Raw genomic sequence first — 12,500 nt, 5'->3', positions numbered from 1 at the left:
GTAAAATGCATTTTAGGAAGTATTTAAATAGATAAAAATAAGGCGCTAACAAAATTTGTTAGCGCCTTAAATTGTAGTGAATTATCAGAATTGTTTGCGTGCCAGGCACCTTATCCATTTAATGAATTTGCCTGTAGCTGATACATTGTTTCGTAGCGACCGCCTAATGCTAATAGCTCCTCATGCGTACCTTGCTCGACAATTTCGCCACGGTCTAATACAAGAATTTTATCAGCATTTTTTATTGTTGATAGACGGTGAGCGATAATAAATGTTGTGCGTCCCTGTTTTAGGACTTCCATCGCATGCTGAATAATTTCCTCTGTTTCTGTATCAATATTCGATGTAGCCTCATCTAAAATTAATATCGCTGGATTAAAGGCAAGTGCGCGGGCGAAGGAAATTAATTGGCGCTGCCCTGAGGACAGCGTGCTTCCTTTTTCGATTACCGGCTCATCCAGTCCTTTTTCTAAATTCGCTAATACGCGTTCACCGCCAACAGCAGCTAGTGCCTTTTCCACTGTTTCGCGTGAAATACGCTCGTCGTTTAAGCTGACATTGGAGGCGATTGTCCCTGTAAATAAATACGGGTCTTGTAGCACAATGCCCATATGGTCGCGTATTGATTGACGAGGCAAGCTTGTAATATCCTGCCCATCAATTGTAATGCACCCTTTTTGTGGGTCGTAGAAGCGGAATAATAGGTTCATAATCGAGCTTTTTCCTGACCCTGTATGCCCAACAAGTGCGACTGTTTCGCCCTTTTTCGCTTCGAAATTTAAATTTTTCAGCACATACTCATCATTTTTATAGGCAAATGAAACATTTTCAAACACAACATTGCCCTCATAACGCTCGATACGGTGTTCACTCACTGGTTCACCCTGTTGATCTAATAGCTCAAATACGCGAGAGCCTGCTACTAATGAGCGCTCAAGCTGTGAGAACTGGTTTACAAAGTTAACAATTGGGTTGAACAGACGTGTCAAATAGTCGACAAGTGCGTATAATGTCCCCGCTGTTATTGCCTCTGGCATCGTCATTGATTGTGTACCAAAGTAATAAATGAAAACCATAAACATTAATAATCGAAAGACGTTTACTAAGTTGAATGATGTAGCTGAATCTAAAAATAACAGCTTGCGATTATATTCATAATGCTCATCATTCATCTCCGCGAACTCCTTTTTCATTTGGTTTTCGCGACGGAATGCCTGAATAATTGTCATTCCGTTAATCGACTCATTAATCATCGCATTAATATCTGCGATTTTTGTTCGGATAACATGATTATACTTTGCGGCAAATTTGCGATAACCAATCATCCAGCCATAAACAAGTGGAATAACAATTAAAGCGATTAGCCCCAATTTCACATCTAAAATAAATAAAGCAATATAAACCCCTGCAATGGAAATAATGCTTGTTGCAAACTGTGAGAGCACTTGCACATATAAATTGCGCACAGCCTCTGTATCATTCGTCACACGTGCCACTACTTTTCCGGCTGGTAAATTGTCAAAGTAATGAATCGGCAATGTTTGAATATGACCAAAAACATCTCGGCGCATTTGTTGCACAACGCGATTCGCCCCGATTTGCAAATAAATATACATAAAATAACGTAAAATCGCTGTCGCTATAGATAGCCCGAAGAACACCGCTAATAGTCCAGTCAATGGTTTAACAGCTATTGTCCCCGGCGTCATATAATTATCAATTATATGTTTTGCGATAAATGGCCCGGCTAGCTCTGCAAAAACAGCTAATGTTAATAAAGTCAAACCGACTAAAATTGGCTTTTTAAATGTTAAAGCGTAATGATACAAACGTTTACTTGTACTCATTCAGATCCCCCCTCTAGCTGCTGGCGGTCAAATTGCTCTTTATACCAGCCATTCTGTGCAAGAAGCTCCTCATGTGTACCTTGCTCTGTAATCATCCCATCATCTAACACGATAATGTGGTCTGCGTGTTGGATGCCTGATAAACGGTGTGTCGTAATAATCGTCGTTTTACCACTGCGTTCATTTTGAATATTGTCAATAATTTTTGCCTCTGTTTTTGCGTCAACTGCTGACAATGAATCGTCCAAAATTAATATTTCAGGATTTTTAATGAGTGCACGCGCAATTGATACACGCTGCTTTTGTCCACCCGATAGTGAAACACCCTTCTCTCCTACGAGCGTTTCAATGCCCATCGGCAAGTTTTTTAAATCTTGCTCAAAATGCGCAAGTCGAATCGCATCTGCAATTTGCGCCTCTGTTGCATCTTCTTTACCAAATAAAATGTTTTCACGAATTGTCCTTGAGAATAAGACATGGTCTTGTGGCACGTAGCCAATCCAATCGAGCACTTGCTCCTTCGTTTGCTGTGCCAAGTCAATGTCAGCAATTGTTAATTGACCATTACCAATTGGATATTCTCGTAATAGCTGCTTAACAAATGTTGTTTTACCCGCGCCTGTTTTTCCGACAATTCCTAAAGTTTGCCCTTGCTTTAAGGCAACTGAAATTTGCTGCAGGTTTTTCACCTGCGATAAAGGATATTGGAATGTAAAATTATTAAAACCAATGGCTGTTGGCGCTTGTAATGCCACAGCTTGTGTTGGATTTTGTACATCTGCCTCGTAATCAAGTGTTTCTTGTACACGGTCAAGCGAGGCATTCCCCTGCTGCATGACGTTAATCAACTCGCCAATGGCGAACATTGGCCATACTGCCAACCCTAGATAAACGTTAAACGTTACAAGCTGACCTACTGTCAATTCGTTGTTCGATACTAAGACAGCCCCGTACCCTAATGCTACAACATAACAAATGGCCGTACCTGCTTTTGTAATTGGTCCAAATAATGCATTAATTTTTGCTACATGCATATTTTTTTGGAATACATCCTCACTTTTATTAGCAAAGTGCTTTTGATCTCTCGTTTCTTGTACGTAAGCGCGAATAACACGTACACCAGCGACTGATTCTAATACATCGTCATTGAGCTCACCAAACGCCTCTTGCGCAGTCATATAACGCTCATGAACGATTTTCCCTAAGTATTGAATTAAAATCGCCATGATTGGCACAGGTAGCATTGCAAAAAATGTTAATTTCCATGAAATGAAAAAGCCCATCGCTAAAATAATTGCACCCATATAAACCGTCGAATCAATCAACGTCATAATACCAAAGCCAGCCGTTAATGACACCGCGTTTAAATCGTTCGTCGCACGAGCCATTAAATCACCTGTACGATTTTTCTCATAAAATGTTGGCGTCATTTTTAAAAATTGGTGCATTAATCGTTTACGTAAAATCCGCTCCAATGTAATCGCACCGCCGAATAATTGATATTGCCACACGAAATTCATTAAATAACTGAGTACAATAATGACAAGCATGCCTATTAAATAAAAGCTAAGCAATTCCTTTGTCATTATACCTTCCGTCATCTCATCAATTGCCTGACCGAGTACCCATGGCGGAAGTACTTCAACGATACTCGCTAAAATCAGCAGCACAATCGCAATTGTGTAACGCCTCCAATATTGCTTAAAAAACCATGTTAATTTTCCTAATACATCAAACATATTCTTTTTTACCTACCTTCACTGTAAAGTTACACTATCCACTATCTAGCGATTCTCTTTTTAAAATTTTCACTTGAAACTGTTTGAACATACGGATGTCCTCCTTCATCTATTTTCGCACGCCTTAGGCACAAAAAAAGACATATATCCCCATTATATTAGGATACATGCCTAAAATAAGAGATACAGGGACGTGCCTGTATCATCTTGTTATTATGCGCGTTCAAGCAAATAATAAAAAGAACATGCTACAGGTCCGGATTAAAATGTTTAGTTATTGTGCTGTTTAATAAAATCATCATAATCCTTACCTCCATTTCCTTAAATTATTTAGTGCCCCTTAAGATTAGCATACAGAAATTTACTAAGTCAATATTTTTTGAAAAATTAAATGTTTTTGTGAATTCTGTCGTTAATAAAATTATGCCACCTCAACATAAATCGTTTCAAAAATTTTATCATCTATATAAACTTCTAGCTTCCACATACCAGCTTTCGGCAACTCCATCAAACTAGGTATATGATAATCTGCACCGTTGTGAGCACTTAAATAGTTAATTTTTTCGTGTAAAACTTCAATTTTTTCGTCTGGCTCGTCTTCAAATATCCCAATTACTTTAATATCGCCTTTTAACTCATCCTCATCACCCCAAAAATGCCACATATATTTATTCGGTTCATTTGCAGTAAATGGTATCGTTTCTTTATCGTAAATAAAGCCAACTTTATCTTTGATTCCAATCATTCGATAACTTCCTGATTCAAAAAATTCGCTTTCCTGCCAAGCTTCTTTCTTATTACCTGTACAAGCTACTAAAAGCAGTAATACGCTAAATACTAGCAACCACATTTTCGCATTCATGCCATGTCCCCTCTCTTTTTATTTATAGTTAATTATATGATAATACAAATTAACGGAATATTCACTCGAATTAAGGTTATCCTTACTATTGCTCGTCACATACCAAGCCTTACTTGCCATTTTAAACAGAGTTGAAAAAAATCGTCAGCAAAAATTGTTTTTTAGTGAGAAATCTTTTATGATAAAAGTATTCAAAAAATTTTTCTATTATAGGAGGTGTACTCTTTATTTGCCACCCTCATCTGGGCCGCAAATAAAGGAATTATTTGGACGGAGATATAGGAGAGCTAACCATAAGGCTTGTAGCATTTGCTCTATTAATTGCTGCTACGGCATTTTTTGTTGCTAGTGAGTTTGCCATAGTAAAAATAAGGGCTACACGTATCGACCAGCTTGTAGCGGAAGGTAACAAAAAGGCGTTGAAGGCGAAAAAAGTAATTTCAAATTTAGATGAATATTTGTCAGCCTGTCAGCTCGGTATTACAATTACCGCACTCGGATTAGGATGGCTAGGTGAGCCGACATTTGCGTTTATTTTACATCCGTTATTTGAGTTATTTGGCTTAGAAGGTCGCATTACATCGCTTCTTTCATTTATTATTGCCTTTTCACTTGTGACATTTTTACACGTTGTCGTAGGGGAATTAGCGCCGAAAACATTAGCTATTCAAAAAGCGGAGGCTGTCACATTAAATTTAGCAGGGCCACTTATTTTATTCCATAACATTATGTATCCTTTCATTCGCGCATTAAACGGCTCAGCTCGTGCGTTAACAGGACTTTTTGGTTTAAAATTGGTTTCTGAATCAGAAGCAGCCCACTCCGAGGAAGAGCTTCGCATGATTTTATCAGATAGCTTAAAGGGTGGAGAAATTAATCACTCTGAATACGAATATGTAAATAGCATTTTCGAGTTTTCTGATCGAATCGCAAAAGAAATTATGGTACCCCGTACTGAAATTATTAGCATTGAAAAAGAACAAACATTACGAGAAGTATTTGAAGTAATGGGCGTTGAACAATATACGCGTTATCCAATTACCGATGGCGACAAAGACCATGTTGTCGGCTTAGTCAACATGAAGCATTTATTAACTGCTTACATTAAAGACCCTGTAAATGGGGAAACAAAAGTAGAAGATTATATGCAACCCGTTATTCGTGTAATTGACACAATTCCGATTAGTGACTTATTATTAAAGTTCCAGCAAGAACGCATCCATTTGGCTATTTTATTGGATGAATACGGTGGTACATCTGGTTTAGTAACAATTGAAGATATTATCGAGGAAATTGTCGGTGATATTCAAGACGAATTCGATGCTGACGAAATACCAGAAATACAGGAAATAAGCGAAAATCATTATATTATTGATGCAAAAATGCTTTTAGAAAATGTCAATGATATTTTAGGAATTGCAATTGAAGATGAAGATATTGATACAATCGGTGGCTGGGTAATGACACAGCATTTTGATGTAGTCGAAGGTGATACATTCGAAGCTTACGGTTATCAATTTACAATTAAGGAATCCGACGGTCATCATATTTTATATCTCGAAATTAAAAAGCTAGAAGAGATTGAAGTAACCGAAAATAATTTAATTGAAGAAGTTTAAGGAGTTACCCGAAAAGTGGTTTAACATAACGCTTTTCGGACAATGATAGCTGTTTTATTAGATTATATCTTATTGAAAACACTTGATTCGATACTTTTGATTTACAATAAGTTTTAACTTTCTAAACATTATTTATTAATACTACGATGGTCACATAAACATATGTCACCATTAGGGCGTGTCTGAAAATAATTTTCAGACACGCCCTTTAGTATGCCTAAAAATCTTTCTAGGAGGAAACATTGTGGAGCTATATACAAATTTACGTGCGGGTGAAAAAGGTGCATGGTTATCAATTGGTACATATATTGCATTAAGCGCGATGAAATTGATTGTCGGCTATCTCGGGAGCTCAGCCGCATTAAAAGCAGATGGCTTAAATAACACAACGGATATTATTGCTTCTATCGCCGTATTAGTTGGTTTGCGTATTTCTCAAAAGCCAGCAGATGATAACCATCAATACGGGCATTTGCGCGCGGAAACAGTAGCTTCACTAATCGCAGCATTTATTATGATTGCAGTAGGTATCCAAGTACTCATATCTTCTGTTAAAAACATTTGGAATCCTACACACACTACACCTTCTATGTTAACAGCAATTATTGCACTAATTAGTGCTGTTATTATGTATGGTGTTTACCGCTACAATATTGCGCTAGCAAATAAAATCAATAGCAGTGCTGTTAGAGCAGCCGCCTACGATAATCGCTCAGATGCCCTCGTTAGTATTGGCACAGCTATCGGTATTGGTGCGGCTATTATCGGCTTTCCAATTATTGATGTCATTACAGCGTTACTTGTCGGCATTATTATTGTCAAAACAGGTATAGAAATATTTTGGGAAGCTGTGCATACATTAACGGATGGTTTTAATACGGAAGATACGGAGGCACTTTGTGAGCTTATTCGGAAAGTGGATGGTGTAAGCGACTTAGTTGATTTTAAAGGGCGCTCCCATGGCAATATGTCATTTGTCGATGTAACCGTAACAGTTAATCCTTATTTGAATGTATGGGAAAGCCATGAAATCACAGAGCAAATAGAAAATACGATTAAAAAATTCAATCCATATTGTGTAGTGCTTGTGCATATTGAACCACATGAAATACCAGCTCCGAAAGAGGATGATTACCATTTTTAAAGGAGAGTGGCGTTAGAGAAACCGTCAGTTGCCGACTTCTCTAACGCTAGCGATGAAATTAGCTTGTTGAACAAAGAGAATGCTTTCTTTGAAAACTCAATAAACATTGATTCGAGTTGTTTTTCGAGCTTACAGTAAGTCGTTAGAACAAATCATGTCACCATAGTTGTAAGTAAACCAACTAAAATGGAAATCTCCCAGATGGCTTTAACGTATCTGTCTATCTGTTTTCACTTTTTGAATAAACGCATGATATGCTAATGGATAAAATGGTCTCAGTATCACAATTGCAATAGCCATGACTATACACAAAACGAGCGAGATATAAAAAGCTGTCACCAATAATTGTACACCGTGCAAATTATCTGGATACACATATAATGCAACAATACTAATCAACAATATAAAAAACCAACCCGGAAGAATTTGTATAAAAAAATCAGTAGTTACCTTTTTCATATACAGTAAAATAAAATTAAAAAGATAATAACAACCCAATATAAATAGAATTAGGATTGCAGAGCTTATAAATATCGACATACCAATCCCCTCCATATCTAAGCTATCTATTAAGGAATATTATTATACGCATCTTGAGCTTTATTATAAAGGCTTACATAGTTGTATATAGTTGCAATAGTTCCTGCAATTGGGACAGCTTTACCTAATTGCCCTGCAACTTTTTTTATCAAAGTCCAAGACAGTAATTCTCCACCTTTAACCGCTGCAATAACGGCATCAACTAAGCCAATCATCCCTAAAGAAACAATATCTTTTTCAGCACTAACAATTGCATTAGCAGCTGATTTAAAATCCCTATATTGCCATGTTGTAGTTGTTGTACTTTTAGACTTAGTACCACCAGCAATTGCATAGGCAGTTCCACTAGAGTATTCAATCCATCGAACATCAGCAATATATGAACCGCCAGATTTTGAATTCGAAAAAATTGAATGCTCAGGCTGTTCGTCTAATATTTTTTGGTCTATTAAATTTTGAGACATATTAGCTGAAACATTTTTTAAAAACTTTGTAATATTCCATTTATTAATCTCAAGTAGTTGTTTTTCTTCCTTAATTGTAATTAAATATTTTTCTTGATACAACATCTCATCACCATTATTTAGGATTGTAACACTTTCAACATATTCATAGACATTTCCATCTGCTTCAATAATCTGATAAATTACTAAGTTCTCACTGTCATAAATTATTTCAAAATTATTATCTCCCCCTAAATTATTATTTTTTGCAAAAGTAATCGAGGGTGTAATAATTGAAAAAGTAAATACTATTACTAGTAAGTAAATTATTTTTTTCACACTTATCCATCTCCTATGGCTACTAAATTTTTTCTAAAAATAAAATTGTAAGTTATGCTATACAGTAGCGTTTATATAAGGGAAACTATTTAGATTTACCATTTTCCCCTCCAATCTCTGTTTTAATTTTAGCCTATAAATGTTTCGACCTTCAAAACTAAATAAGCCGAGCGGTATTTCTTAATAAAAATACAATGAATTCCATATGTCTGTTAACCTTACTAAACTTTAAATTTGTACTTAAAATGGATTTATATTAAAAATTCCATTCCAGATAATAATCTAATCACCAAAATAATAAGCAAAAAAAACATAAATGTAAATATAGGTAAAAAGGACCATTTCGATTCTTAGGTGTTAATTTTATCTTCTTCATTAAATTATTTTGTAATACAACAAAAACTATTATAAAAATACAAAATTAAAAGATCTCAAATAAATAATAAAAGTTTTTTAAAATTCTACAATTAAATCGTTTCAGTATAATAGACCTATTATATCTCACAATAAATAAGCACAGAAGAATCACATTAATTCAGGTGTGCTAATTATGTAAATATTAAAGATGGTTGTGTATTTTTAACCTATTTATATTGCAAAGCTATTTATTAGCTGTCTGAAATAAAGGTAGTGCTATTCCTAAGGAAAAAGTGTAGACGAAAAATCCACTTTATCGTGAAACAAATCAAAGAACTGTGCATACATTAACGGATGGTTTTAATACGGAAGATACGGAGGCACTTTGTGAGCTTATTCGGAAAGTGGATGGTGTAAGCGACTTAGTTGATTTTAAAGGGCGCTCCCATGGCAATATGTCATTTGTCGATGTAACCGTAACAGTTAATCCTTATTTGAATGTATGGGAAAGCCATGAAATCACAGAGCAAATAGAAAATACGATTAAAAAATTCAATCCATATTGTGTAGTGCTTGTGCATATTGAACCACATGAAATACCAGCTCCGAAAGAGGATGATTACCATTTTTAAAGGAGAGTGGCGTCCAAAAAGCCTTGCGTAGCCGGCTTTTTGGACGCTTTCATTTGAATAGTAATTGAGAAATAATTAATGAATACTGTTATTTTATTTTTTGTTGGGCTACTAAAAACTCCTCCAAGTTGGGAGATTGATTATATTTAATTGCTGCTTCCTTGTCTTTTTCGATAATTGCCTTTGTTAAATCAATATTATTTACACTTGCAATAGCTATTGTGTAGTGTATAACATCAACTAATTCTTTTTCTAAAGAAGCATCTAAGCCGATTTTCTTTCGACCTTCTAATTGGTTCAATACCTCTGCAACTTCACCAATTTCTTCTACTAATTTCATAAATAATGCAGAAGAAGTTCGTCCTTCTTTATATTTTAATGCTAAGTAGTTTTGTAGCTCGCTAAATGTTAGTTGCCCCATAATAATCCTCACTTAAATAATATTTTAATAGAATTAAGATTGTCGAACCGATATTGACATACCAATCCCCTCCATATCTAAGCTATCTATTATACGCATCTCGGGCTTTATTATAAAGAGGTACCAGAGAGCATGAATGCTCCCTGATACCTCTTTTCACATTTGCCCGCTACCCTCTGTCAGCCCATGCTTTACTGCATATAGGGCTGCCTGTGTGCGGTCTTGCACTTGTAGTTTGGCAAAAATATTAGAAATATGTGTTTTTACTGTTTTTTCTGTTACGAATAAAGAGGAGGCGATTTCTCGGTTGCTTTTGCCCTTCGTTAGCTCTGCTAGCACGTCCTGTTCGCGTGGTGTTAACGGGTTGGCGATATGAAGCTTTTGCTCCTCCTCACGCAAGCCTTCCTCTAGCTGAGTTGTTGCTTCTGGGTGCAGCATATTTTCTCCGCGCATAATTTGGCGGATTGTATGCACTAAATCATCCGGCTCGATATCCTTTAGCTGATAGCCCGATGCGCCCGCATCAATGGCTGGTAACACATGGTCTCGGTCTGCAAAGCTCGTGAGCATCAGCACTTTAATTGCTGGGTACAACGCTTTAATACGTTTTGTTGCTTGAATACCGTCCATTTCAGGCATGACTAAATCCATTAGGACGATATCTGGCTGTACCTCTTTCACTAATTGAACAGCTTCAGCACCGTTTTTTGCTTCCCCCACAACCTCAATATCCTTTTGTGTTTTTAAAAAAAAGAGCAAACCTCTTCTTACTACATGGTGGTCATCCGCAATTAAGACACGTATCATATTACTCCCCCCTAATACGGCAGACGGATTAATAATTCCGTCCCTTTGCCAATTTCACTCACCCAATCGGCTGTACCGCCAATTGCATGCGCTCTATCTTTAATTGATTGAATACCAAGTGAAGGTATTTTCGCCTTTGGATCGATAACAAAGCCTCTCCCTTCATCTTTCATTACGAGCAAAATATCTGTTGGTGTCACCGTAACATACAACTCGGCAATTTTAACACCAGCATGACGACGTATATTATTTAACCCTTCTTGTGCAATACGGAATAACGTTTCTTCAATGCGTGAAGGAAGTTGAATGACACCTGAAACATTGACAATTAGCTTTAGACCAAGCATCTCAGCGTATACTTTAATCGCCTCAATTAATCCACTTTCAAGTCCTCTAGGGCGCAACTGCCAAATTAGTGCGCGCATTTCCGTTAAAGCTTCCTGTGTTAGCTCTTGAATTTCTTTAAATGTTTCCTTTATTTCAGGTTGGTCACTCATTTCAATACCAGCTCGCGATGTTAATGTCACTGAAAATAACAACTGATTGACAGAATCGTGTAAATCCCGCGCTAGTCGATTACGCTCCTGTACTAATGCAATTTCCTGTTGCTCGTTCGTTAAATGGATTCTTTTTATTGCGGAGCCCATTTGAAAAGCAACTGACTCTAATAGCTCAAGCTCCTCCTCCGTAAAGCTTACCGTATTTTTCGATGCGACATTTAAAATACCGAAGCGCTCCTGTCCAGATTGCAGTGGCACTGTTGCATGATGTGTAATCCCCCCTGTATCATCATCACTATCCCCCATTGCACTTTCAATACGCTGACATTCAATAATATTCGAAGCCTTCATCAGCTCATTATTACGATAGCGCGACACACACCAGCAGCCACCTTTATTTAGATGTTTACAATCATTTTTTGCAAGTGCCTGTGGCAAATTTTCATGTGCAACTAATGTGGATTTCCCTTTAGCATCAATAAAAAAAATCCACCCTGTATCAAACTGCGTACCGTTTAAAAATTTTGATAAAGCTCCTCGCAACATTGGAATCATTTCGGTTTCTTCATTTAACAGTTCTGCAATTTCTTTTAATATTGTAATGTTTGAATGATTTAAGCCCATGATTCACCTCTAATTTCTTTCCATTATCATATCATTGAATAGAGGTCGAGTGCATTCACATGACACTCATACTTTTGGCTGAAATTAATTGTGAAATCCATCTCACAAATTATTCGGAAACTAGACAATTTACTTCTATTAACGCTTTCTCTATAATAAGCAGTACGTATCATTCATTTTGACGTGTAGGAGATTAGCTATGAATAAAAAATTAGAAAACAGCTTACTTGCGATTTGGGTGGTGTCGCTCGTTGCAACACTGGGCTCGCTTTATTTCTCGGAAATTAGGCAATACACGCCTTGTGAAATGTGCTGGTATCAGCGAATTCTTATGTATCCAATTGTAATTATGACAACGATTGCTTACATTCAAAAAAATGCGCGTATCGCATTAACAACTGCTGTATTTGCTTGTATAGGTGGGAGTATTTCCCTGTATCATTATGGCATTCAGAAGCTGGATTTTTTACAGGAATCTGCCCCTGCATGTGGTCTAGTTCCTTGTACAGGGCAATATATTAATTGGCTTGGATTTATTACTATTCCATTTTTAGCATTAACAGCATTTATTATCATTGCAGCAATTAGCTTTTATATGTTACGTGTTTTGAAGGAGGAAAAATAAA

At 36.6% G+C, this 12,500-nt stretch carries 11 protein-coding genes; 4 read left to right on the top strand and 7 right to left on the bottom strand.

All coding sequences use genetic code 11. From position 1 onward, the window contains the following. Positions 1 to 110 precede the first annotated feature (110 nt). From MHB51_RS15845 to MHB51_RS15835, 3 genes are all read right to left on the bottom strand, one after another. Positions 111 to 1,847 carry an ABC transporter ATP-binding protein gene (locus tag MHB51_RS15845; protein ID WP_066167315.1) on the bottom strand — a complete coding sequence of 579 codons (1,737 nt, stop codon included), beginning with the start codon at positions 1,845 to 1,847 and terminating at the stop codon, positions 111 to 113. Beyond that, positions 1,844 to 3,586 (bottom strand): ABC transporter ATP-binding protein, encoded by a 1,743-nt coding sequence (locus MHB51_RS15840; protein ID WP_066167318.1) that lies wholly within the window; start codon positions 3,584 to 3,586, stop codon positions 1,844 to 1,846. Before MHB51_RS15840 ends, MHB51_RS15845 begins: the two co-directional genes overlap by 4 nt. A 421-nt stretch (positions 3,587 to 4,007) precedes the next feature. Continuing rightward, positions 4,008 to 4,448: a DUF4871 domain-containing protein gene (locus tag MHB51_RS15835; protein WP_066167320.1), complete on the bottom strand. Its 441-nt coding sequence runs from the start codon at positions 4,446 to 4,448 to the stop codon at positions 4,008 to 4,010. A gap of 266 nt (positions 4,449 to 4,714) precedes the next feature. On the opposite strand from MHB51_RS15835, the gene MHB51_RS15830 reads away from it, so the two are divergent. Both MHB51_RS15830 and MHB51_RS15825 read left to right on the top strand, forming a co-directional pair. Next, positions 4,715 to 6,067, top strand: coding sequence for a hemolysin family protein (locus tag MHB51_RS15830; RefSeq protein ID WP_342558547.1), 1,353 nt, complete (start codon positions 4,715 to 4,717; stop codon positions 6,065 to 6,067). Between the two features lie 244 nt (positions 6,068 to 6,311). Further along, positions 6,312 to 7,211, top strand: coding sequence for a cation diffusion facilitator family transporter (locus MHB51_RS15825; RefSeq protein ID WP_066167327.1), 900 nt, complete (start codon positions 6,312 to 6,314; stop codon positions 7,209 to 7,211). Positions 7,212 to 7,780: 569 nt separating this feature from the next. Here the strand turns inward: MHB51_RS15825 and MHB51_RS15820 are convergent. Next, entirely contained in the window at positions 7,781 to 8,533 is a 753-nt protein-coding gene (locus MHB51_RS15820) for a hypothetical protein (protein WP_342558546.1), read from the bottom strand. Positions 8,534 to 9,228: 695 nt separating this feature from the next. Between MHB51_RS15820 and MHB51_RS15815 the strand changes: the two genes are divergently transcribed. Beyond that, positions 9,229 to 9,522 carry a cation transporter dimerization domain-containing protein gene (locus MHB51_RS15815; RefSeq protein WP_342558545.1) on the top strand — a complete coding sequence of 98 codons (294 nt, stop codon included), beginning with the start codon at positions 9,229 to 9,231 and terminating at the stop codon, positions 9,520 to 9,522. 88 nt (positions 9,523 to 9,610) lie between these two features. Here MHB51_RS15815 and MHB51_RS15810 read toward each other — a convergent pair whose 3' ends face one another. The 3 genes from MHB51_RS15810 to MHB51_RS15800 form a co-directional block, all read right to left on the bottom strand. Then, a complete protein-coding gene (locus tag MHB51_RS15810; protein ID WP_066167330.1) occupies positions 9,611 to 9,943 on the bottom strand; it encodes a MazG nucleotide pyrophosphohydrolase domain-containing protein in 333 nt (110 codons plus the stop codon). 156 nt (positions 9,944 to 10,099) lie between these two features. Continuing rightward, positions 10,100 to 10,750, bottom strand: coding sequence for a response regulator transcription factor (locus tag MHB51_RS15805; protein WP_107943811.1), 651 nt, complete (start codon positions 10,748 to 10,750; stop codon positions 10,100 to 10,102). A gap of 11 nt (positions 10,751 to 10,761) precedes the next feature. After that, complete coding sequence (locus tag MHB51_RS15800; protein ID WP_066167342.1) at positions 10,762 to 11,874, bottom strand: GAF domain-containing sensor histidine kinase; 1,113 nt, start codon at positions 11,872 to 11,874, stop codon at positions 10,762 to 10,764. A gap of 199 nt (positions 11,875 to 12,073) precedes the next feature. Between MHB51_RS15800 and MHB51_RS15795 the strand changes: the two genes are divergently transcribed. Next, entirely contained in the window at positions 12,074 to 12,499 is a 426-nt protein-coding gene (locus MHB51_RS15795) for a disulfide oxidoreductase (RefSeq protein ID WP_066167345.1), read from the top strand. Position 12,500 lies beyond the last annotated feature (1 nt).

The sequence above is a fragment of the Metasolibacillus sp. FSL K6-0083 genome (assembly GCF_038630865.1).
GTDB classification, from domain to species: Bacteria; Bacillota; Bacilli; order Bacillales_A; family Planococcaceae; genus Metasolibacillus; species Metasolibacillus fluoroglycofenilyticus.
Note: the sequence above shows the minus strand (reverse complement) of the source record. Positions and strands in the feature narration are given on the sequence as shown.

Excerpts from the sequence above, each read along its gene's own strand:
- MHB51_RS15845 (WP_066167315.1), bottom strand. The coding sequence starts at position 1,847 with ATGAGTACAAGTAAACGTTTGTATCATTACGCTTTAACATTTAAAAAG.
- MHB51_RS15840 (WP_066167318.1), bottom strand. The coding sequence starts at position 3,586 with ATGTTTGATGTATTAGGAAAATTAACATGGTTTTTTAAGCAATATTGG.
- MHB51_RS15835 (WP_066167320.1), bottom strand. The coding sequence starts at position 4,448 with ATGAATGCGAAAATGTGGTTGCTAGTATTTAGCGTATTACTGCTTTTA.
- MHB51_RS15810 (WP_066167330.1), bottom strand. The coding sequence starts at position 9,943 with ATGGGGCAACTAACATTTAGCGAGCTACAAAACTACTTAGCATTAAAA.
- MHB51_RS15805 (WP_107943811.1), bottom strand. The coding sequence starts at position 10,750 with ATGATACGTGTCTTAATTGCGGATGACCACCATGTAGTAAGAAGAGGT.
- MHB51_RS15800 (WP_066167342.1), bottom strand. The coding sequence starts at position 11,874 with ATGGGCTTAAATCATTCAAACATTACAATATTAAAAGAAATTGCAGAA.
- MHB51_RS15795 (WP_066167345.1), top strand. The coding sequence starts at position 12,074 with ATGAATAAAAAATTAGAAAACAGCTTACTTGCGATTTGGGTGGTGTCG.